At 68.7% G+C, this 21,716-nt stretch carries 18 protein-coding genes, 1 tRNA gene and 1 pseudogene; 16 read left to right on the top strand and 4 right to left on the bottom strand.

All coding sequences use genetic code 11. The features are described from left to right. Positions 1 to 86: 86 nt before the first annotated feature. The gene (locus ABNX41_RS00350) at positions 87 to 1,958 is read right to left on the bottom strand and encodes a M3 family oligoendopeptidase (protein WP_438667727.1); all 1,872 of its coding nucleotides are present in this window, start codon (positions 1,956 to 1,958) and stop codon (positions 87 to 89) included. Between the two features lie 468 nt (positions 1,959 to 2,426). On the opposite strand from ABNX41_RS00350, the gene ABNX41_RS00355 reads away from it, so the two are divergent. The 8 genes from ABNX41_RS00355 (at position 2,427) to ABNX41_RS00390 (ending at position 11,161) form a co-directional block, all read left to right on the top strand. After that, positions 2,427 to 3,842: a circularly permuted type 2 ATP-grasp protein gene (locus ABNX41_RS00355; protein ID WP_438667728.1), complete on the top strand. Its 1,416-nt coding sequence runs from the start codon at positions 2,427 to 2,429 to the stop codon at positions 3,840 to 3,842. 6 nt (positions 3,843 to 3,848) lie between these two features. Beyond that, positions 3,849 to 4,799, top strand: a complete 951-nt coding sequence (locus tag ABNX41_RS00360; RefSeq protein WP_438667729.1) for an alpha-E domain-containing protein — start codon at positions 3,849 to 3,851, stop codon at positions 4,797 to 4,799. Beyond that, the gene (locus ABNX41_RS00365; RefSeq protein ID WP_438667730.1) at positions 4,799 to 5,743 is read left to right on the top strand and encodes a transglutaminase family protein; all 945 of its coding nucleotides are present in this window, start codon (positions 4,799 to 4,801) and stop codon (positions 5,741 to 5,743) included. Before ABNX41_RS00360 ends, ABNX41_RS00365 begins: the two co-directional genes overlap by 1 nt. A 33-nt stretch (positions 5,744 to 5,776) precedes the next feature. Beyond that, entirely contained in the window at positions 5,777 to 6,496 is a 720-nt protein-coding gene (locus ABNX41_RS00370) for a proteasome-type protease (RefSeq protein ID WP_438667731.1), read from the top strand. A 466-nt stretch (positions 6,497 to 6,962) separates the two neighbouring features. Further along, positions 6,963 to 7,289, top strand: a complete 327-nt coding sequence (locus ABNX41_RS00375; RefSeq protein WP_438667732.1) for a hypothetical protein — start codon at positions 6,963 to 6,965, stop codon at positions 7,287 to 7,289. Between the two features lie 228 nt (positions 7,290 to 7,517). Next, a complete protein-coding gene (locus tag ABNX41_RS00380; protein WP_438667733.1) occupies positions 7,518 to 8,396 on the top strand; it encodes a LysR family transcriptional regulator in 879 nt (292 codons plus the stop codon). Positions 8,397 to 8,635: 239 nt separating this feature from the next. Next, positions 8,636 to 9,505 (top strand): DUF481 domain-containing protein, encoded by an 870-nt coding sequence (locus ABNX41_RS00385; RefSeq protein ID WP_438667734.1) that lies wholly within the window; start codon positions 8,636 to 8,638, stop codon positions 9,503 to 9,505. A 1,254-nt stretch (positions 9,506 to 10,759) separates the two neighbouring features. Further along, complete coding sequence (locus tag ABNX41_RS00390) at positions 10,760 to 11,161, top strand: MmcB family DNA repair protein (RefSeq protein ID WP_438667735.1); 402 nt, start codon at positions 10,760 to 10,762, stop codon at positions 11,159 to 11,161. Positions 11,162 to 11,447: 286 nt separating this feature from the next. On the opposite strand, the gene ABNX41_RS00395 is transcribed toward ABNX41_RS00390, so the two are convergent. Then, a complete protein-coding gene (locus tag ABNX41_RS00395) occupies positions 11,448 to 11,696 on the bottom strand; it encodes a DUF6324 family protein (RefSeq protein WP_438667736.1) in 249 nt (82 codons plus the stop codon). A gap of 186 nt (positions 11,697 to 11,882) precedes the next feature. On the opposite strand from ABNX41_RS00395, the gene ABNX41_RS00400 reads away from it, so the two are divergent. The 3 genes from ABNX41_RS00400 (at position 11,883) to ABNX41_RS00410 (ending at position 15,033) form a co-directional block, all read left to right on the top strand. Then, positions 11,883 to 11,959, top strand: a tRNA-His gene (locus ABNX41_RS00400). A 342-nt stretch (positions 11,960 to 12,301) separates the two neighbouring features. After that, the gene (locus tag ABNX41_RS00405; RefSeq protein ID WP_438667737.1) at positions 12,302 to 12,625 is read left to right on the top strand and encodes a hypothetical protein; all 324 of its coding nucleotides are present in this window, start codon (positions 12,302 to 12,304) and stop codon (positions 12,623 to 12,625) included. 89 nt (positions 12,626 to 12,714) lie between these two features. Further along, entirely contained in the window at positions 12,715 to 15,033 is a 2,319-nt protein-coding gene (locus ABNX41_RS00410) for a Tex family protein (protein WP_438667738.1), read from the top strand. 218 nt (positions 15,034 to 15,251) lie between these two features. Here ABNX41_RS00410 and ABNX41_RS00415 read toward each other — a convergent pair whose 3' ends face one another. Further along, complete coding sequence (locus ABNX41_RS00415) at positions 15,252 to 15,677, bottom strand: hypothetical protein (protein WP_438667739.1); 426 nt, start codon at positions 15,675 to 15,677, stop codon at positions 15,252 to 15,254. Continuing rightward, positions 15,674 to 17,098 carry a metalloprotease TldD gene (gene tldD, locus ABNX41_RS00420; protein WP_438667740.1) on the bottom strand — a complete coding sequence of 475 codons (1,425 nt, stop codon included), beginning with the start codon at positions 17,096 to 17,098 and terminating at the stop codon, positions 15,674 to 15,676. The genes ABNX41_RS00415 and tldD overlap by 4 nt, the downstream gene beginning before the upstream one ends. 584 nt (positions 17,099 to 17,682) lie before the next feature. Between tldD and coxB the strand changes: the two genes are divergently transcribed. The 5 genes and pseudogenes from coxB (at position 17,683) to ABNX41_RS00445 (ending at position 21,702) form a co-directional block, all read left to right on the top strand. Further along, positions 17,683 to 18,600 carry a cytochrome c oxidase subunit II gene (gene coxB / locus ABNX41_RS00425; protein ID WP_438667741.1) on the top strand — a complete coding sequence of 306 codons (918 nt, stop codon included), beginning with the start codon at positions 17,683 to 17,685 and terminating at the stop codon, positions 18,598 to 18,600. 396 nt (positions 18,601 to 18,996) lie between these two features. Further along, complete coding sequence (gene cyoE, locus ABNX41_RS00430; protein ID WP_438667742.1) at positions 18,997 to 19,971, top strand: heme o synthase; 975 nt, start codon at positions 18,997 to 18,999, stop codon at positions 19,969 to 19,971. Positions 19,972 to 19,983: 12 nt separating this feature from the next. Continuing rightward, complete coding sequence (locus ABNX41_RS00435) at positions 19,984 to 20,178, top strand: cytochrome c oxidase system small membrane protein (RefSeq protein WP_438667743.1); 195 nt, start codon at positions 19,984 to 19,986, stop codon at positions 20,176 to 20,178. Next, a pseudogene (locus ABNX41_RS00440) lies at positions 20,175 to 20,771 on the top strand (cytochrome c oxidase assembly protein); the annotation flags it as partial. The gene ABNX41_RS00435 and the pseudogene ABNX41_RS00440, both read left to right, overlap by 4 nt. Positions 20,772 to 20,889: 118 nt before the next feature. Then, entirely contained in the window at positions 20,890 to 21,702 is an 813-nt protein-coding gene (locus ABNX41_RS00445) for a cytochrome c oxidase subunit 3 (protein WP_438667744.1), read from the top strand. The last annotated feature ends 14 nt before the right edge of the window (positions 21,703 to 21,716 follow it).

Raw genomic sequence — 21,716 nt, forward strand, 5'->3', positions numbered from 1 at the left:
CCGGGGGTGAGGCGCCAAAGGCGCCGAGGGGGCAGCGCCCCCTCCAAACCCCAGCCCCCCAGCCGCAGCCCCAGCCCCAGGCCGCCTCAACCCTCCATCGCCTCCAACTCGTCGATGAACCCCGCGATCATCGAAAGCCCCTTGTCCCAGAACGCCGGGTCCGAGGCATCCAGCCCGAAGGGCGCCAGCAATTCCTTGTGGTGCTTCGATCCGCCGGCCTTCAGCATGTCGAAATATTTCGCCTGGAACTCGGGCAGCCCGCCCTCGTAGGCGGCGTAAAGCGCGTTCACCAGCCCGTCGCCGAAGGCATAGGCATAGACGTAGAAGGGCGAATGCACGAAATGCGGGATATAGGCCCAGAAGGTCTCGTAGCCGTCCATGAAATCGAAGGCCGGACCAAGGCTCTCGGCCTGGACCGACATCCACAGCGCGTTGATGTCGTCGGGGGTCAGCTCGCCCTCCGCCCGCGCGGCATGCAGCTTGCATTCGAAATCGTAGAAGGCGATCTGGCGCACGACGGTGTTGATCATGTCCTCGACCTTGCCCGCGAGCAGGGTCTTGCGCTCGGCGGGGGTCGCCGCGGCGTCGAGGAGCTTCCTGAAGGTCAGCATCTCGCCGAAGACGCTGGCGGTCTCGGCCAGCGTCAGGGGGGTGGCCGACAGAAGCTCGCCCTGGCCCGCCGCCAGCACCTGGTGCACGCCATGGCCAAGCTCATGCGCCAGCGTCATCACGTCGCGCGGCTTGCCCAGGTAGTTCAGCATAACATAGGGATGGACCGTGGTCACGGTCGGATGGGCGAAGGCCCCGGGCGCCTTGCCGGGCTTCACGCCCGCGTCGATCCAGCCCCGCTTGAAGAAGGGCCGGGCCAGATCGGCCATTTCGGGGGCGAAGGCGGCATAGGCATCCATCACCGTGGTTTCGGCCTGGTCCCAGGCGATGGTCTTCGGCGGCTCCAGATCCAGCGGCGCATTGCGGTCCCAGACCTGAAGCCGCTCCAGCCCCAGCCATTTCGCCTTCAGCGCGTAATAGCGGTGCGAGAGCCGCGGATAGGCCGCCACCACGGCATTGCGCAGGGCCTCGACCACCTCGGGCTCGACATGGTTCGACAGATGCCGCCCGGCCTGGGGGCTGGGCATCTTGCGCCAGCGGTCCTCGATCTCCTTTTCCTTGGCGAGCGTGTTGTGGATGCGCGCGAACAGCTTGATGTTGCGGTCGAACACGCCCGCGAGCGCCCGCGCCGCCGCCGCGCGCCGGGCGCGGTCGCTGTCGGTCAAGAGGTTCAGCGTGGCCTCCAGGTTCAGCTCCTCGGCCTCGCCCTCGACCTTGAACATCAGCCCGGCCATGGTCTCGTCGAAAAGCTTGTTCCACGCGCTGGCGCCGACGACCGACTGGTCGTGCAGGAATTTCTCCATCTCGTCGGACAATTGGTGCGGCTTCATCGCCCGCATCCGCTCGAACACCGGGCGATAGCGCGCCAGCGCCGGATCCCGCGCCAGCAGCGCCTCAAGATGCGCATCCTCCAGCCGGTTGAACTCCAGGCTGAAGAAGACCAGCGGCGTCGTGGCCCGGGTCACCCGGTCCTGGGCATCGGCCATGAACTTGGCGCGCGCGCTGTCCATGGTGTTCTGGTAGTAGCGCAGCCCCGCGAAGGACATCAGCCGCCCGGCGGTCACGTCGATCGCCTCATAGGCGCGGACGCAGTCCAGCAGCCCGCCCGCATCCAGCGCGGCCAGGCGGCCCTCGTAGCGGGCGGCGAAATCGGCGCAGGCGGTTTCCAGCCCCTCCATGTCGCGCAGAAATTCGGGCGCCTCGGCATCGGGATAAAGATCCGACAGGTCCCATTCCGGCAGGTCGCCGAATTCCGCCGCGCCCTTGCCGGGATCGCGGGCATCGCGGGGAACATCGCGGGGAAAATCACGGCGGGCATCGCCGAGGGAACGGGAAAGCGGCAGGGTCATGGTGCGATATTCCTTCGGGGCTGGCCCGGATGGCGGGCCCGTGTGGCTGGCCCCTGTGCCGGGGCCCTTTGGTTGGCCCCTGTGCCGGGGCCGGGGGATGGTCGGCGCCGGGGCGCCTTCGATCCCATCTAGGCGCGCGAGGGGCCGGGCCGCAAGTCCGCCCGGGCCATTCGCCCCGCCGGGGGCGCCGCGGAAGCGGCGGGCCGGAACGGACGCAGCGTCAGCTTGCGCGGGGTTCGTGCGTATTTTGCAGGCAGGATTCGCCGCTTTTCTCTGGCATCGCGGCGGTTGCGGCGGGTAATTGCACAATAATCATGCAAATACCCGGGCTCCGCCCCGTCCGCCCGCAAGATTTCCTCGGGGCGGGGCTTTACCCTCGCCGGGATGCACGATTGACTGAGCGGGCCGGAGCGGCATCGCGAGAGGCCGCCAGACCGCCACCAGACCGTGAGGGGAGGGAGCCGAGGAATGGGCGCCTATTTCGACGAGATGAACGGAACGGGCGGCGGCATCCGCCCCCCCTATGCGCGGCTCGGCGATTGGGTGCAGGGGATGCCGGTCGAACTCAGGACGCTCAAACAGGCCGAGGCCGAGGCCCTGTTCCGCCGCATCGGCATCACCTTCGCCGTCTATGGCGAGGGGGGCGATCCCGACCGGCTGATCCCCTTCGACATGTTTCCGCGTGTGTTCTCCAATGCCGAATGGACCCGGCTGGAGCGCGGCATCAAGCAGCGCGCCCGGGCGCTGAACGCCTTTCTGGTCGATGTCTACGGCCGGGGCGAGATCGTCCGCGCGGGCCGCATCCCCGCCCGCCTCGTCTACCAGAACGAGGCCTATGAGAAGGCCGTGGTCGGCTTCGTGCCGCCCAAGGGGGTCTATTCCCATATCGTCGGCATCGACCTGGTGCGCACCGGCCCGGACGATTTCTTCGTGCTGGAGGACAATTGCCGCACGCCGAGCGGCGTGAGCTACATGCTGGAAAACCGCGAGATCATGATGCGGATGTTCCCGGAACTCTTCCGCGAGAACCGGATCGAGCCGGTGGACAGTTACCCCGAGATCCTGCGCCGCACCCTGGCCTCGGTCGCGCCCGCGAAATGCCAGGGCGATCCGCAGATCGCCATCCTGACGCCGGGGCATTTCAACTCGGCCTATTACGAGCACAGCTTCCTCGCCGATCTGATGGGGGTGGAACTGGTCGAGGGGCAGGACCTCTTCGTCGACGGCGAATTCGTCTATGCCCGCACCACCGAAGGGCCCAGGCGGGTGGATGTGATCTACCGCCGGATCGACGACACCTTCCTCGATCCGCTGTGCTTCCGCCCCGATTCCATGCTGGGCGTGCCGGGGCTGATGGATGTCTACCGCTCGGGCGGCGTCACCATCGCCTCGGCCCCGGGCGCGGGCGTGGCCGACGACAAGGCGATCTACACCTATGTCCCCGAGATGATCCGCTTCTACCTGGGCGAGGAGCCGATCCTGAAGAACGTGCCCACCTGGCAATGCGGCAAGGCGGACGATCTGAAATATGTGCTTGAGAACCTTGGCGAACTTGTGGTGAAAGAGGTCCATGGCTCGGGCGGCTACGGCATGCTGGTGGGCCCCAAGGCGACGAAAGACCAGATCGAGGCCTTCCGCGCCAAGATCGCCGAGGATCCCGCGAACTACATCGCCCAGCCGACGCTTTCGCTGTCCACGGTGCCCACCTTCGTCGAAGAGGGCGTGGCGCCGCGCCATGTCGACCTGCGGCCCTATTGCCTGGTGGGCGAGCGGATCGAGCTGGTGCCCGGCGGGCTGACGCGGGTGGCCCTGACCGAGGGCAGCCTTGTCGTCAATTCCTCGCAGGGCGGGGGCGTGAAGGATACCTGGGTTCTGGCGGAGTGACCTGACATGCTGAGCCGGACGGCCGACAATCTTTTCTGGATCGCGCGCTACATGGAGCGCGCCGATACCGCCGCGCGCCTGCTCGAGGTGGGCTCGCGCATCTCTCTCATCCCTTCGGCGCATGGCTATCGCAGCGAATGGGACAGCCTGTTGCAGGCCTCGGGCATGGCCGAGGGCTTCGTGAAGAAATACGGCGATCCGGTGCAGCGCAACCTGGAAAGCTGGCTGTTCTTCGACCACGACAACCCCTCGTCGGTGGCAAGCTGCATCACCGCCGCGCGCGAGAACGGCCGGATCGTGCGCACCGCGCTGACCACCCAGGTCTGGGATGCGCTGAACACCGCCTTTCAGGAATTGCGCGGGCTGGAGCGGCAGGAACGCTCCAAGCTGGAACTGTCGGACCTGACCGACTGGGTGACCCGGCACTCGGCCATGGTGCGCGGCGCCATCGACGCCTCGCTCCTGCGCAACGACGGCTACAATTTCCTCAACATCGGCTATTATCTGGAGCGCGCCGACAATACCGCCCGGCTGATGGACGTGAAATATTACGTCCTGCTGCCGCGGGTGGAATTCGTGGGCTCGGGGCTGGACAATTACCAATGGTCCACGCTCTTGCGCGCGATGGGGGCGCAAAGGGCCTTCCACTGGGCCTATGGCGGCGAGGTGACCTCGGCCAAGATCGCCGATTTCCTGATCCTGAACCGGCAATGCCCGCGCTCGCTGATCACCTGCGTCGCGGGGATCGAGAACCATCTGGGGCGGCTGGCGCAGAATTACGGCAGGCCGACCGGGGCGCTGGAAAAGGCCCGCGCCATGCTGGCCGATCTGGAATCGGAAACGGTCGAGCGGATCTTCGACGAGGGGCTGCACGAATATCTGTCGCGCTTCATCGGCGACACCGCCGAACTGGGCCATGCGATCAACGATGTCTATCTGTGCGGGGAGATCCGCTGATGCGGCTGAGCGTCGATCACGTCACCCGCTACGGCTATGAGCGGCCGGTGCGTTCGGTGATCCAGAGCCACCGGCTCTCGCCCTCGCTGTGCAATGCGCAGAAGGTGCTGGACTGGAGCGTGAGCGTTTCGGGGGGCGTCTCGGGCGGCGGGGCAGGGCCCGCGATCCAGGGGGCCGCGATTCAGGGGGCCGCCTTCCGCGACGGCGCCGGGGACTGGGTGCAGGGCTGGACCGTCGCGGGTCCGCTGGACGAGGTGGTGGTGCGGGTCCGGGGCACGGTCGAGACCTTCGACACCCTCGGCATCCTGCGCGGCCATCGCGAGATGGTCGCGCCCGAGCTTTACCTGCGCGAAACCCCCGCCATCGCCGCCGATGCGGGGCTGGTGGCGCTGGCGCAATCCGCGCCGGGCGGGGATCCGCTGTCGCTATCGCATGCGCTTTCGGCGGCGGTGGCGGCGGCGATCGCCTATCGCCCCGGCGCGACCGAGGCCCATACCACCGCAGCCGAGGCGCTGGCCCTGGGTGAGGGCGTCTGTCAGGACCACGCCCATGCCCTGATCGCCTGTGCGCGGGTGCGCGGGCTGGCGGCGCGCTATGTCTCGGGCTACCTTTTCACCGATCCGGGCGCCTCGGCCGGGCAAACCCGGTCGCAGGGCGGGCCGTCGCAGAAACAGGGCGGAAAACCCGCGAAGGCCGAACCAGCCGCCGCGCCGCGCGCGCATGAGGCCGCCCATGCATGGGCCGAGATCCATGTCCCCGGCCTTGGCTGGGTCGGTTTCGACCCGGCGAACGAATGCTGCCCGGACGAGCGTTACATCCGCCTTGCCAGCGGCTTCGACGCCCGCGATGCCGCGCCGATCCGGGGCCTTGCCCGGGGCGGGGCGGGCGGCGCCGGGCCCGAATCGCTTCAGGTGGCGGTTGCGGTCCTTTCGGCGGGCCAGTAGGCTTCGCCGCGATCCAGTTACCCGGGCGTGACGATGACCTATTGCGTGGGCCTTTTGCTGAACGAAGGCATGGTGTGCCTGTCCGACACCCGCACCAATGCGGGGCTGGACAATATCTCGACCTATCGGAAGATGTTCGTCTTCGAAAACCCGGGCGAGCGGGTCTTCATCATCATGACGGCGGGCAGCCTTTCGGTCACCCAGACCACCATCGCCCGCCTGCACGAGGCGATGGACGCGCCCGACGCCACGGCCGAGACCTCGGTCATGCTGGCGCCGACCATGCTTGCGGTGGCCGAGCTTGTCGGCAACACTTTGGCGGCGGTCCGGGCCGAGATCGACGAGAAACTGGCGCAAAGCCAGGGCGCCTCGGCCTCGATGATCGTGGCGGGCCAGCGCAGGGGCGGGGGCATGCGGATGTTCCTGATCTATCCGCAAGGGAATTTCATCGAGGCCACCGACGACACGCCCTTCCTTCAGATCGGCGAGCATAAATACGGCAAGCCCATCCTGGACCGCGTGGTGCAGCCCGGGACCAGCCTTGCCGATGCGCAGAAGGCGGTGCTGCTGTCGATGGATTCGACCCTGCGCTCGAACCTTTCGGTGGGCATGCCGCTGGACCTGGCGGTGATCCGGCGCGATTCCTTCACGGTGGAGCGGCGGCGGATCGAAGCCGGAGACCCCCAGTTCCGCGCCATGTCCGACGCCTGGTCCAACGCCCTGCGCGAAGGTTTCTCGCGCATCGCGCTCTAGGCGGCCCGTCTCCCGGGCATCGCGCCGCAGGTTCGGCCAGGTGCATCGAGCCGCAGGTTCCCGGGACACCGCCCCGAATGTCCGCTCCCCTGGGGACCCGAATGCCCGGTCCCGGAAGGCATAGCGCCGCATGCGCCGTCTTGCGGGCCCCGCCCGCCACGGCCCGTCCTCCGGGGCGAGGTTTCGTCCGCCCGGCCCCGCGGGGCACAGCGGCCGAGGTCCCGCGCGTGACGATCGTCCCACGCCGCCCGCCTTCTGCACGGGTCTTTCCGCATGTTCCTTCGGGGCATCGTTGCGCAGGCATCCGTCCGATGCGCCTTCTTCCGCGCCAGCGGCCTGCGCTTTGCGCCTGTCGCCGGGCCGGTCTGCGTCTGCCCGGGGTTCACAAAGCCGCGCAACGGGCCTAGCCTTGCGTCGACCCCGCTGGCCCCCGCCTGCTGGACCCCCGCTGGACCGGAGCCGCCAGATGCCCAAATTGATCCGCCTTTACATCCTCTCGGTCGCCATCGGCTTCGCGATCTCGGCAGGTTTCGTCGCGGTGCTGCTCTGGCTCGACCTGGCTGGGGTGGGGCGGCTGATCCTGGGCTCTTCGCTGGGCTGGGTGGCGGCGATCATGATGGTCACCTTCTTCGGCGTGATGTTCTCGGGCGTGCAATTCGCCATCCGAATCATGATGATGGCCGAACCGGGCGAGGGGCCGCGCGGCGGCCAGCGCCAGCATGTCCGCCCCCTGCGCGCAGGGCCCGTGCCCGTATCTGCGCCCGCCGCCGGGCGCCGCCCCGGCCGGGGCTGAGCTTTCCGGGCCGAAGCATCCGGGGCCACAGCGCCTGGGGGCCCGAACCTTTCCGGTCCCGGGCCCCCGCTTTCACATTTCCTGACCGCGCTGTCGCATCCGCCCGCGATTCGTGAGGGCGATTGGCCGAATCCCGCGCCCGGGCCCGGCCCGGCCCCCCGCAGGGGCTGGAAGCGCGCGCCCCGCAAGCCTATCGGGGCGGTCCGTCACGACATGAGGCAGCGCGCCATGGATCTTCAACTGATCAAGACCTTTCTGGAAGTGGCCGACAGCGGCTCGTTCGCCGCCGCTTCCGAGCGGCTTTTCGTCACACAGTCGGCGGTGTCCCTGCGGGTGCAGCGGCTGGAGGACCAGCTTGGCCGCCCCTTGTTCAACCGCTCGAACGACGGGGTGGCGCTGACGCTTGCGGGGCGCGAGTTCCGGGGCTTTGCCGTCACCATCATGCGCAACTGGGAACAGGCGCGCCAGCGGGTGTCCCAGGCCGAGACCGGGGCCGAGGCGCTGTCGATCGGGGCGCAGCCCTCGCTCTGGCCGCGCCTGGGGTTCCGCTGGCTCGATGCGCTGGCGCTGGAACGCCCGGGGATCGGGCTGCGCGCCGAGATGGGGCGGCCCGAGACGCTGACCCAGCTGATCGTCTCGGGTTCGGTGCAGGTCGCGCTTTCCTATGCGGCGGTGGCGCGGGCCGGGCTGCGGACCGAGCCGCTGATGGAGGACCAGCTTGTCCTTGTCGCCCCCTGGGCGGGCTGCGCGGTGGCGGATCTGGCGGGGCGCTATGCGCTGGTCGACTGGGGCCCGGAATTCCTGCGCTTCCACGAGGCGATGCTGCCCCAGCTTGAAACGCGGCTGGTGCTGGCGCTTGGCTCGCTTTCGGCGCGATTCATCCACAACCGCCCCTATGCGGCCTATCTGCCCGCCCGCTATGCCAAGCGCTATGTCGAGGCGGGGCGGCTGCATCTGGTCGCCGACGCGCCGGTTTTCGCCCATCCCGCCTGGGTGATCTGGCGCGACGACATGAGCGAGGATTTGCGCGATGTGGCGCGAAAGACACTCCATCTTGTGGTGGCGCGGGCCGAAGAGGATACCGCCGATCTTCTGGACATGCTTTAGGCGCCACGCGCGCGACATCTGAAAAGGGGCGGGAAATCAATGGTTTCCCGCCCCTTTTTCTATGCGCCGGCCCCCCGCCGCACCGGGCTTTCGCCAATCGCGATCCGGTTCCACGAATAATCCTGGGGTCGGCCTCAAATTTCGCAAATGTTCCATTTTCGGGCGCGCGGGCCCAGATGCCATTCACCACGCCGCCGGACCTGACCGGCAGGGCGAAGGCAATTGTGAAAGGGTAAACGATGAAGAAAAGTGTCCAATTCGCGACCGCATCGGTTCTGGCCTCGGTGCTGGCGCTGCCGGTGATGGCGCAACAGAGTGAACTGCTGGGCATCCGCGGCCTCGACGACCGGATCGACGACATCGAGCGCGACGTCGCCGAAGACATGGCGCGTTCGCAGGATGCGGCCCGTTTCGGCAACCCGGAATACCGCCAGGGCTTCTCGGGCTCGGCCTCGCTGGGCTATTCGGGCAAGACCGGCAACAACGAATCCCAGGATCTGACCATCGGCCTGCGTCTGCGCGATGCGCAGGGCGCCTTCGTCCAGACCCTTGGCGCGGCGCTCGACTATTCCGAATCGGATGGCAATTCGACCAAGGAAGACGTCTTCGCGATCTACGACGCCAATTACTACTTCAACGACCGCGCCTATGGTTTCGTGATGGCCCGGGTGCAGAGCGATGGCCTTGCCGACCGGCTGAGCGCGGACGAGATCGCCGCGGGCACCGTGCTTTCCGACAAGGTCCAGCGCGACGGCTTCCTCGGCTTCGGCCCTGGTTATCGCGTGGTGAACAGCAATGACATGACCTGGCGCGTCCAGGCCGGTATCGGCGTCAGCTATCTGGAATACGGCGACGGCTCGTCGGTGACGGAAGAGGCCGGGATCCTGTCGTCGCGCTTCTTCTACCAGCTCAACGACAACGTGTTCTTCACCAATGACACCGACATCCTGACCTCGGATGCGGCGCTGCGGGCGAACAACGACTTCGGCGTGAACTTCAAGGTCACCGATGCGATCTCGACCCGGGTGAGCTACCTGTCGGAATACAACGACAGCCGGGCGATCCGCACCGACAACAAGCTGGGCGTGGCGATCGTCTTCGGCTTCTGATCTGGGGCCGAGGGGGCGCTTGCGGGCGGGCTTTGCGCGCGCGGCGGGGGCCCCCTCGATCCTGCTGACGTCATGAGAGAACCTTTGACTGGGGTGGAGCGATCCACCCCTTTTTTCATGCGCTCCGCCGATTGTGCCGCCGGGGCGGGCCCCCGCGCGTCCCTTGCCGCGCTGGCCGGGCAGGTTCCATCGGGACAGGCTTGCGAGGGGGGAAAGGTGGCGGGCCCGCAGCGACCGTGGGTGGTCTCGATATCCCGAGAGCCAGAGGTCTCAGGTGGGCGCCAGATACCCGGACCAGGATCCGGGCAGAGCCAGCCCCCATTCACATGCTTATCGGCCACTGGGTTATGGACCCCGCACGCGAAGAGCAGCACCCGCCACCTTGCAATCTAGGTGCGGCGCGCCCCGCCCGCAAGCCGTCGCGGTGTTGGAAGCCGTTCGAGGCGCGGCGCCGCGCAGGCTGGCCGTTCATCGGCGCCCTGGCTTCGCAACGCCTGCTTCGGCGCCGGGACGCTTCGGCACGGAGGCGCCGCAGCCCCGGTTCCGGCCCGCTCTTCCGGCGTGCCGTGCATGTAAAGGTTTCGCGCGGCTCATGCAGGGCGGGGCGGAAACCGGGCTCGCCGAGAAAGCAACCTGCCCCCCCCGGGCTGTTCAAACGGGGCAGGGGTGCTTGCCCGGGAGAGACGCCAGAGGCGTCAGGGCCAGAGGTTTTGGGCGATGCCGAGGGGCGGGACGCTGCGCGGCCAGAGGCACGCCTCGACTCCGAGCCGGGCGTTCCGGGCCGGGTTGTCGGGGGGGCACGCCATTGGTGCTGCGCTTCTCTCCCTTCGGCGGTCCTGGCCGGGTTTTTGGGGCGGAGCGCCTCGGACATCGCGCTTTTGGCGGAGCGTTGCGCGCAGCCTGTTCCGAGCATGGCCATGCTGGCCGGTTTTTGCGGAGCGTTTCGGGCAGGGCGCTTCGGGCGGAGCGTTGCGGGGGACATGGCGTTACCGGCCGCGCAATTCGGGGCGGGGTCTTCCGATGCCGTCTGGGCCGCACCGCCCGCTGGACTTTTGTTCTCTTTTCGTTCATGTTGCGGCGATGCAGGATCCGTTCTCCCCTCTGGCCGCCGCCCGGGCCATCTCGCCCGATTTCGACTCAGCCGATTCCGGCCTTCCGAAGTCTGGCCCACCCGCCGCCGGGCTATCCGGTTCCGATATGCGCGACGGCAGCAGGGGCGGGCCTCCCGGCCTTCCCCTGCGTCCGGGGGCGAGGTTGCAGCGCGGGGTGGGGCGGGTGCTGGTGGCGCTCGGCTTCGCGCCGGTCGAGGAGATGGTGCTGGCCGGGGGCCTGCGCGCCGATCTGATGGCGCTTGGCCCGGGCGGCGAGATCTGGATCGTCGAATGCAAGTCCGGCGCCGCCGATTTCCGCGCCGACCGCAAATGGCGGGGCTATCTGGAATGGTGCGACCGTTTCTTCTGGGCGGTGCCGCCGGATTTCCCCCAGGCGATCCTGCCGCCCGAGGGCGGGCTGATCCTGGCCGATGCCTGGGGCGGCGAGGTCCTGCGCCTGCCGCCCGAGACCCCGCTGGCGGGCGCGCGGCGCAAGGCGGTGACCCGGGGCTTCGCACGCGCCGCCGCGCTGCGGCTGAACGGGCTGCGCGACCCGCAGCCCTGAGCGCCCGCATCCCGCGAAATCCGCAGCCCCGTGAGTGCCAGACCCCGGCAAACCCTGGGCGCACCGAACTCCGGTTCACCAAGCCCCCGCCGCCCGAATACTGGCCGCCCGAATACTGGTCCCGCGAATACTGGTCTCCCGAATACCGGCGCGCCGAACCCTGGCCCCGCCACCCCTTGCCGATCCCTTGCGGGCGTCCGTCGCAATGGCATCCGGCGGGGGTATCCGGCGCGGCCCGCGCCCAGGCGATCGGGGCGCGAGTGCCGCGCCTGAGGGCAAGGCTCGGTCAGCGCCGCTTGCCGCCGGCATTGCCCTTGCCCGAAGGGGCTTTCCCCGGCGCGGCCTTGTCCAGGACCGCCCGCGCGGCCTCGGCGGCGGCGCGCAGCTCCTCGGCGATTTCCTCGGCCTCTTCGGGATCGAAGTCGAGCGGCAGCTCGATCCCGCCCTCGGCCTCGACATAGATGCGGACCATGCCCTGATCGGTCGGGCCGATCTGGATATTGGCGGCGATGTCACTTTGCTTGTTGATCGTCATGGCGGCCCCTGCTTGCGCTTTCCCCAAGGCCTAACGCCGCCCCCGCGCGCCCGCAAGCGCCAAGCCCGGCCCTCGCGCCCGAAACCCGGCCCATCCCAAGTCCGCCCGAAGGCCCGATCTCCGACGCGCAGCCCCGCTTTCGGGCTTGCAATCCCTGCGGTCGGGCGCTATCTCGCCCCGGTAAGTGCCGGCTTAGCTCAGTTGGTTAGAGCACCAGATTGTGGATCTGGGGGTCCCCCGTTCGAGCCGGGGAGTCGGTACCATCAACCACATGATTTATTTGGGTTTCTCCAATTTTTTCATGACCCTCCGTCCGACGATCCGACGCGTCCGTGACGGACGCTGGTTTTGGGACGGGACACCCGAAACGATAGTCAGGCCGGATCCTCGGCCCAGGCGGGCCCCAAGCACGATTCGCCTTCTCTTCACGGCGATATGCCTCCCGCCGTCATCGCAAGGCGCCAGCTTCTGGACGGTTGCGCGATAACTTTCCCGATAACCTTCGCCGTGACGCATGGCTTTCGCCGGAAATTGCGCCGAATACTCTCGGAGCCGATGCCCCGCTCGGGCGTTGACGAAAGATGATCCCAGATATGGAGACCGTGATGATCCGCACCTCTGCCACTCTGCGTTCTGGCGCCCTGGCTGCCGCCCTTGCGCTCGCGCCCCTGCCGGGCCTGGCCGCGCTTTCGGGCTTTTACGACAGCGCCGCGCAGATCCAGGTGATCCTGGACAGCGCCGAGCTTGCCGATGCGCTGTCGCAGCTTCCCATCGACGAGATCGAATTCGACGAGATCCGCCGCGACGGGCTGATCGAATGGAATGTCGGCTCGCAACGCTGCGACGTCGACGTGTTCCTGCGCGCGATCCCGCCCGAGGGCCCGGGCGCCACCCGCTACGAGATCGAGCGTATCTCGCGCTGCGACTGACGCCGGGCGCGATCCTTGCCGGGGGTGCGCGCCCTTGCCTCGGCCTCGATCCGGGCTATGGTCGCGCCCCCGCCACAAGGAGGATTCGCATGTCGCTCGCCGCCATTCCCGCCCTGATCGCCGCCGAGATCGGTGCGACCCCGCGCCAGGTCACCGCCGCGGTGGACCTGCTGGACGGCGGCGCGACCGTGCCTTTCGTGGCGCGCTACCGCAAGGAGGCGACCGGCGGGCTGGACGACAGCCAGTTGCGCAGGCTGGAGGAGCGGCTTTCCTACCTGCGCGAGCTGGAGACGCGCCGCGCCGCGATCCTTTCGGGGATCGAGGGGCAGGGGAAGCTGACCCCCGATCTGGCCCGCGCCATCGCGGGCGCCGCGACCAAGGCGGAACTGGAGGACATCTACCTGCCCTACAAGCCCAAGCGCCGCACCAAGGCGATGATCGCGCGCGAGGCCGGGCTTCAGCCGCTGCTTGAGGCGATCCTGGCCGACCGCGCCGCCGATCCGGCCGCGCTGGCGGCGGGATTCGTGACCGAGGGCTTCGCCGATCCCAAATCCGCGCTGGAAGGCGCGCGCGACATCCTGGCCGAGACGCTTTCCGAGGATGCCGCACTCCTGGGCCGGTTGCGCGACCACATCCGCAAGGCGGGTCGGCTGGTGGCGAAGGTCGCGCTGGGCAATGAACAGGCGGGGGCGAAATTCTCGGATTACTTCGACCATGCCGAGCCGCTGGCCTCGGCCCCCTCGCACCGGGTGCTGGCCATGCTGCGCGGGCGCGGCGAAGAGGTGCTGACGCTGGATCTTGAGATCGACGCCGACAGCCCGCGCGGCGAAAGCCCGGCCGAGCGCGCCTGCGCCGCCGCCATCGGCGCCTCGGGCCGGGGGGCGGGCGACGGCTGGCTGCGCGATGCGGCGGCCTGGGCCTGGCGGGTGAAGCTGAAGACCTCGCTGACGCTGGACCTGATGGCCGAGACGCGCGAGCGTGCCGAGGCCGAGGCGATCAAGGTCTTCGCCCGCAACCTTGGCGACCTGCTGCTGGCCGCGCCCGCGGGCGGCAAGGCGACGATGGGGCTGGATCCGGGCATCCGCACCGGGGTCAAGGTGGCGGTGGTCGATGCCACCGGCAAGCTGCTGGACACGGCGACGGTCTATCCGTTCCAGCCGAAGAACGACCTGCGCGGCGCCCAGGCCGAGATCGCCCGGCTGATCGGGCGCCACGGCGTGCGGCTGATCGCCATCGGCAACGGCACCGCCAGCCGCGAGACCGAGAAGATGGTGGCCGATCTTCTGGCGCTGCTTCCGGCGGGGGCGGAAAAGCCGGTGAAGGTGGTGGTGTCCGAGGCCGGGGCCTCGGTCTATTCGGCCTCGGAACTGGCCTCGCGCGAGTTTCCGGGGCTGGACGTGTCCTTGCGCGGCGCGGTCTCGATCGCGCGGCGGCTGCAGGATCCGCTGGCGGAACTGGTCAAGATCGAGCCGAAGTCGATCGGCGTCGGCCAGTATCAGCATGACGTCGACCAGCACCGGCTGGCGCGCGCGCTGGATGCGGTGGTCGAGGATGCGGTGAATGCGGTCGGCGTCGATCTGAACACCGCGAGCGCGCCGCTTCTGGCGCGGGTCTCGGGGCTGGGGCCGGGGCTTGCCGAAAGCATCGTCGCGCATCGCGACGCCAATGGACCCTTCGCCAGCCGCCGCGCGCTGTTGAAGGTGCCGCGCCTGGGGCCGAAGGCCTTCGAACAGGCGGCGGGCTTCCTGCGCATCCGCGACGGGGCCGAGCCGCTCGACGCCTCGTCGGTGCATCCCGAGGCCTATGACGTGGCGCGCCGCATCGTCGCGGCTTGCGGGCGCGACATCCGGGCGCTGATGGGCGACGGCGCGGCGCTGGCCAGGCTGGACCCCGCGCGCTTCGTCGACGAGAGCTTCGGCCTGCCGACGGTGCGCGACATCCTGTCCGAGCTGGAAAAGCCCGGCCGCGACCCGCGCCCCGAATTCCGCACCGCGAGTTTCGCCGATGGCGTCGAGCAGATCGGCGACCTGAAGCCCGGGATGGTGCTGGAAGGCACGGTGACCAATGTCGCGGCCTTCGGCGCCTTCGTCGATATCGGCGTGCATCAGGACGGGCTGGTCCATGTCAGCCAGCTTGCGGACCGCTTCGTCTCGGACCCGCATGAGGTGGTGAAGGCGGGCGATGTGGTGAAGGTGATGGTGGTCGAGGTTGACGTGCCCCGCAAGCGGATCGGCCTGACCATGCGCAAGGACGGCGGCTCATCCGCCCGCCAGGCGCGGGAGGAGCGCGGGGGGCCGCGCTCTGGTGCCAAGCCCGGGCGGAAGTTCGAGGGCGCCGCCCGGGCCGGACCGAAGGACGGCGGCGGCAATGCCTTTGCCGATGCGCTGCGGGGCAAGTTCGGGCGCTGAGTTGGGCTGAGCGGGGGGCGAGGGTGGGCTGGCCGGGCAGGGGGCGCTGCCCCCTCACCCCCGGGATATTTCTGCAAAGAAGAAAGAGGCGGTGTTTTCGCCTGTTTTCTCCGGGTGAGGATTTTTGGGGCGGCGATCTGTGCTGCGGTTGCTTTGGCGGCGGGAGTTCGGCCTGTTATCTGTCCTGCCTGTTCCGGGGCGCTTCTCTGTACCCTTTGTCAGAAGGCCAGCGGGCGCAGGAGCGCCAGGATATAGCGGTGGAGCGTCGCGAGGGCTGCGCCCGCGAGGATCAGCATCGGCGCCCCGAAGATGTCCGAGGTCAGCGCCGCCCCGGCCGCGCCCCCGGCCATCGCGCCGACCAGCGCGGCACTCAGCGCGCCCCAGAGCCCGTGCCGCAGCCCCCATAGCGTGGCGAGCGTGATCACGATCCAGAAGGGCAGGGTCACGATCGGCGAATAGCCCGCGAATGTGGCCAATGCGATATGGGTCATCCGTCCGGGGCCGTCGGGGGGAAGCTGGATCAGGATCTCGCGCAGCACCAGCCCGAGGGTGGCGGGCAGAAAGCAGAGGGCGGCGCTGGTGGTCAGCACCAGCCGCCAACCCACCGCCCCTTCGCTGTCGCGGGGCGAGGTCAGCAGGCTCATGCCGTTTCGCGCCCGCCCAGCGTCAGCCCGCCGATCAGGAGCGTGGGCTGGCCCACCCCGACCGGCACCCATTGCCCGGCCTTGCCGCAATTGCCGATCCCGGGGTCGAGCGCCATGTCATTGCCGATGGCGCGGATCTGGCGCAGCGCCGTGGCGCCGTCGCCGATCAGGGTGGCGCCCTTCAGCGCCTCGCCCGGCACGCCGTTCCTGACCCGATAGGCCTCGGTGCAGGAGAAGACGAACTTGCCGCTGGTGATGTCGACCTGGCCGCCGCCGAAGCCCACGGCCCAGATCCCGTCCTTCAGATCGCCCAGGATGGCGGCGGGGTCGCTGTCGCCGCCCAGCATATAGGTGTTGGTCATGCGCGGCATCGGGATATGGGCAAAGCTCTCGCGCCGCCCGTTGCCGGTGGGGGCCACGCCCGTCAGCCGGGCGTTCTGGCGGTCCTGCATGTAGCCGGTGAGGATCCCGTCCTCGATCAGCACATTGCGCGCCGAGGGCGTCCCCTCGTCGTCGATGGTCAGGCTGCCGCGCCGGTCGGGCAGGGTGCCGTCGTCGAGCACGGTGACCCCCGGGGCGGCGATCCTCTGCCCCATCAGCCCGGCGAAAGCCGAGGTGCCCTTGCGGTTGAAATCGCCCTCCAGCCCGTGGCCGATCGCCTCGTGCAGCAAGATCCCGGGCCAGCCGGGACCAAGGACCACATCCATCACGCCCGCGGGGGCGGGCAGGGCGCCAAGGTTCACCCGGGCGATGCGGATCGCCTCCTCCACCATGGGTTTCCAGCTCCCGGGCGCCAGAAGCCCGGCCAGCCCGTGGCGCCCGCCGGTGCCGGTGCCGCCCTGTTCGCGTCGCCCGTTCTCCTCAATGATGACCGAGATGTTGAGCCGCGCCATCGGGCGGACATCGCGCAGCCGCAGCCCCTCCGGGCGCAGGATCTCGACCTCCTGGAGGCTGGCGGAAAGCGAGGCCGAGACCTGCACCACCCTGGGGTCGGCGGCGCGGGCGAAGGCGTCGATCTCCTTCAATATGTCGATCTTGGCGGTGAAGGCGGCGCCCCGCATCGGATCGGCATCGGCGTAAAGGCGGCGGTTCGTGCCCGGGGGCGGCGGCGCCATGACGCCCCCGCCCGATCCCACGGCCAGCCGCGCGGTTCCAAGGGCGCGCCGCAGGGCGGATTCGGAAATCTCGGTCGCATGGGCATAGCCCGCCACCTCGCCCCGCACCGCGCGCAGGCCGAACCCTTCCGTGGCGTCGTAGCTCGCATTGCGGATGCGGCCGTCGTCGAGGACAAGGCTCTCCCCCCGGCGGCGTTCGAGGAACAGTTCGCCGTCATCCGCCCCCGCGACCGCCTCGCGCAGGATCGACAGCGCGCCCGCCTCGTCAAGATGGCTGTCGAAGGGGCGGAAGGGGGAATCGGTCATCTGGTCCTTGCCTTTCGGGGTTCCGGGCCCGTGTCCACGCCAGGGCCGGGCTTGATCGTCCCGGCCGCCGCCATCGCCGCTGCGATGCGCCGGTCCCGCCCGCGAAGGTAGGGCCGCCGGGCGGGAAGGGCAAGACGGGGCCGGGCCGGGCGGAGTCCGCCCCCCCCCCATCCCCGGAAAGCCGACGAAGGGCCCTGCAGGCGCGCGACCGCCGTGCCGCCCATCCCAACGGGATCGCAAGCCGACACCCGCCCCGCGACCGGCCCCGTCTTGGACCTCATGCCCGCCCCCAAACATGCCGCCACGCCGCAACCGCTCTCCCGCCCGCGCCCCTTTCTTCTTTGCAAAAATATCCCGGGGGTGAGGCGCGGCCCGCGCCGAGGGGGCAGCGCCCCCTCCACCCCCTTTCCCCCTGTCTTTGATCCGGATCAATCCGCGCGGCTTTGTCGCGACGGTTTCTCTTGTCGGATCGCCGCCGATATGGTTTGAACGGAAAAACGAAACACGGGGGGTCGCGCCGGTTGGAGCGGCGGATCGACCGAAAGGGAAGGCGGCTCGGGCCGCATTCAGGAACGGGAAGAGACATGCGCGCGATGACGTATCTGAGGGGGCTGGCGCTTGGTGGCGCCGCGGCCCTGACCTCGGGCCAGGCCATGGCCCAGGCGCTTGAGATCGTCGGCCAGCCAGTTGCCGGGGGGACGGGGTTCCAGCCCGCCGCCACCGAACTTGCGGTCGACCAGCAATGGCTGGACCAGATGATGCTCTACATCATCGCCGCCGTCACGATTTTCGTCCTGGCGCTTCTGGTCATCGTGATCCTGCGCTTCAACAGCCGCTCCAACCCGGAGCCCAGGAAGTTCACCCACAACACGCCGCTCGAGATCGCCTGGACGGTGCTGCCGATCCTGATCCTGATCTTCATCGGCGCCTTCTCGGTCCCGGCGCTGAAGAAGCAGCAGACCTTCCCCGAGGGCGATGTGGTGATCAAGGTCACCGGCAGCCAGTGGTTCTGGAGCTACGAATACCCCAACGAGGGCATCGGCCCCTATGACAGCTACATGATCGGCGGGCTGAACCTGGGCGGCAGTGCCCGGCTGACCGATACCGTCGTGGCCGAGCTCGAAGCCGCGGGCTACACGCGCGAGCAGTTCCTGCTGGCGACCGATACCGCCATGGTGGTGCCGGTGGGCGCCAAGGTGCTGTTGCAGATCACCGCCTCGGACGTGATCCATTCCTGGACCATCCCGGCTTTCGCCGTGAAGCAGGACGCCGTTCCGGGCCGCATCGCGCATGCCTGGTTCGCCGCCGACCGCGAGGGCATCTTCTTCGGCCAGTGCAGCGAACTTTGCGGCAAGGACCACGCCTATATGCCGATCACCGTCAAGGTGGTCTCGCCCCAGGCCTATGCCGCCTGGCTCGACCAGGCGCGGGCGGGCGATGTCGTGCTGGCGCAGGGCGAGGCCGCCGCGACCGGCGCGATCCGCTTCGCCGCCAACGACTGAGCCGCCGGGCGGGATCGTCCCGCCGGGGGCCCGCGCGCGGGCCATAGATCCGCGGCGGGCCGACGAGACCGCCCCGCCGGGATCTCTGCCCGCGGAGGCCCTTTTCCCCGCGCGGGCGGCCTTCGCCAGCGTATCGCGGGCGGGAGGCGCGCCGATCCTTCGCCCCCCTTCTTGCTTCGAGGGGCGCGCTTTGAGGGCCGGGCTTTCCGCAGGGGGTGGCCTAGAGCAAGAGGGCTCGCACCGGGGATCCACAGGGCCCGGGCGTGCGGGCCCGCAGGAAACGGACCACGGGGCGTGAGCCCGCAGGAAATGGACCATAGGGCGCTGGCCCGTAGCAAATGGACCATAGGGCGCTGGCCCGTAGCAAATGGAACTGAAAGGCCGGGGTTTCGCCGCATGAGCGATATCGGAACATTCAAACGCGACGAGGCGGGGCCGGGCCTGGGCAGCGGCCAGGGCGAGGCCGGATTCGGCGATTTCGTCCAGCTTCTGAAGCCGCGCGTCATGTCGCTGGTGGTCTTCACCGGGCTGGTCGGGCTTCTGGTGGCGCCGGTGCGGCTGCATCCGGTCGAGGCCTTCGCGGCGATCCTGTTCATCGCGCTCGGCGCCGGGGCCTCGGGCGCGCTCAACATGTGGTGGGATGCCGATATCGACCGGGTGATGCGGCGCACGCAGTCGCGCCCGGTGCCCTCGGGGCGGATCCAGCCGGGCGAGGCGCTCGGGCTGGGGCTGGCGCTTTCGGGGATCTCGGTCGTCATGCTGGCGCTTGCGGCCAATCTTCTGGCGGCGGCGCTTCTGGCCTTCACCATCTTCTTCTATGCCGTCGTCTATACGATGTGGCTCAAGCGCTGGACGCCGCAGAACATCGTGATCGGCGGCGCGGCGGGGGCCTTTCCGCCGATGATCGGCTGGGTGGCGGCGACCGGCCATGTCGGGCTTGAGGCGGTTTTGATGTTCGCGCTGATCTTCATGTGGACGCCGCCGCATTTCTGGTCGCTCGCGCTGTTCATCAACAGCGATTACCACAAGGCCAATGTGCCGATGCTGACGGTGACCCATGGCCGCCGCGCCACGCGCAACCATATCCTGGCCTACACGCTTCTGCTGGCGCCGGTGCCGGTCTGGGCGGCGCTGACCTCGATCGGCGGGCCGCTGACGCTTGCGGTGACGCTGGCGCTGAACGCCGTGTTCATCCTGGGCGCCTGGCGGATCTGGCGCCGGGACGAGGCCATGGCCGAGGCCGATGGCTATCGGGTCGAGAAAAGGTTCTTCACCTTTTCGCTGTTCTATCTTTTCCTGCATTTCGCCGCCTATCTGGCCGAGCTTGCCCTGCGGCCCTGGGGGCTGGGTGGCTGGGCCGCGGTCGGCTGAGAGGTATACGCCATGGCATTGAACCCGACACATGAGATCCACCGGCGCCGCTTCGGGCGCAATGTCGGCGTGGCGGTGGTGCTGGTCGGCTTCGTCGCGCTGGTCTTCGCGCTGACCGTGGTCAAGGTCACGCGGGGCGACCCGATGCAGGCCTACGACCACAGCCTGCGCCCCGAGATGCTGCCCGCAGAGGGGGGCGCGGAATGAGCGGGACCCCCGATGACCGCCCCTCGGCCGAAGAGACCCGCAAGAGCGCCTCGCGCACCGCGCTGACGCTGGTGGGCGTGGCCGTCGGCATGTGCGCGCTTTCCTTCGCGGCGGTGCCCTTCTACGACTGGTTCTGCCGGGTGACCGGCTATGGCGGCACCACCTCGGTCGCCGAAGCCGCGCCGGATCTGGTGCTCGACCGCACCATCAAGATCCGTTTCGACGCCTCGCGCGCGCCGGGAATGCCCTGGGAATTCAAGCCGGTGGTGCGCGAGATGGACATCCGCATCGGCGAAAGCGGCCTGGCCTTCTACGAGGCCTACAACCCCACCGACCGGGTGATCGCGGGGACCGCCAGCTACAATGTCGCCCCCGATGTGGCGGGCGGCTTCTTCACCAAGGTGCATTGCTTCTGCTTCGAGCAGCAGGTGCTGGCCCCGGGCGAGCGGATCGAGATGCCGGTCAGCTTCTATGTCGACCCCTCGATCATGGACGATATCGACGGGCGCGCGATCCGGGCGATCACGCTGAGCTACACTTTCTACGAGACCGATCTGCCACAGGACCATGCGGCGCTTTCGCCGCCCCCCGCCCCTCCGCAGGGCGTGGCGACGGATCGGGCAAGGATCTTCGCGATGACGGCTCCGGCGGACCCCGCCCCGGAAGCCGCCATCGTCGAATAAGGAAAACGAGGGAACGGAAACACCGGACATGGCACATCAGAAAAACCACGACTACCACGTCCTTCCGCCGTCGATCTGGCCCTTCCTGGGCTCGCTCGGGGCGTTCGTCATGCTGTTCGGCATGGTGCTCTGGATCTCGCCCAGCGTGGCGAATCCGCAGCCCTGGGTCTTTCTGATCGGGCTGGTCATGGTGCTTTACACCATGTTCGGCTGGTGGTCCGATGTGGTCCATGAGGGCGAAAGCGGCGATCATACCCCGGTGGTGGTGATCGGGCTGCGCTACGGCTTCATCATGTTCATCATGTCCGAGGTCATGCTCTTCGCCGCCTTCTTCTGGACCTTCTTCAAGCATCGGATGTATCCGATGGGGCCCGACAGCCCGACGGTCGACGGCGTCTGGCCGCCCGCCGGGATCGAGACCTTCGACCCCTGGCACCTGCCGCTGATCAACACGCTGATCCTGCTGCTGTCGGGCTGCGCGGTGACCTGGGCGCACCATGCGCTGGTCCATGAGAACAACCGCAAGGACGTGGTCACGGGGCTGACGCTGGCGGTGGTGCTGGGCGTGGTCTTCTCCTTCCTCCAGGCTTATGAATACAGCCACGCCGCCTTCGGCTTCTCGGGCAATATCTATGGCGCGACCTTCTTCATGGCGACGGGGCTGCACGGGTTCCACGTCATCGTGGGCACGATCTTCCTCTTCGTCTGCCTGTTGCGCGCCCGGGCCGGGCATTTCACCCAGAAGCAGCACACCGGATTCGAGGCGGCGGCCTGGTATTGGCACTTCGTCGACGTGGTCTGGCTGTTCCTGTTCTTCGCGATCTACGTCTGGGGTCGCTGAGGTCCGGGGCAGGT

It is taken from the genome of Pseudogemmobacter sonorensis (genome assembly GCF_042762395.1).
Classification (GTDB): domain Bacteria; phylum Pseudomonadota; class Alphaproteobacteria; order Rhodobacterales; family Rhodobacteraceae; genus Pseudogemmobacter; species Pseudogemmobacter sonorensis.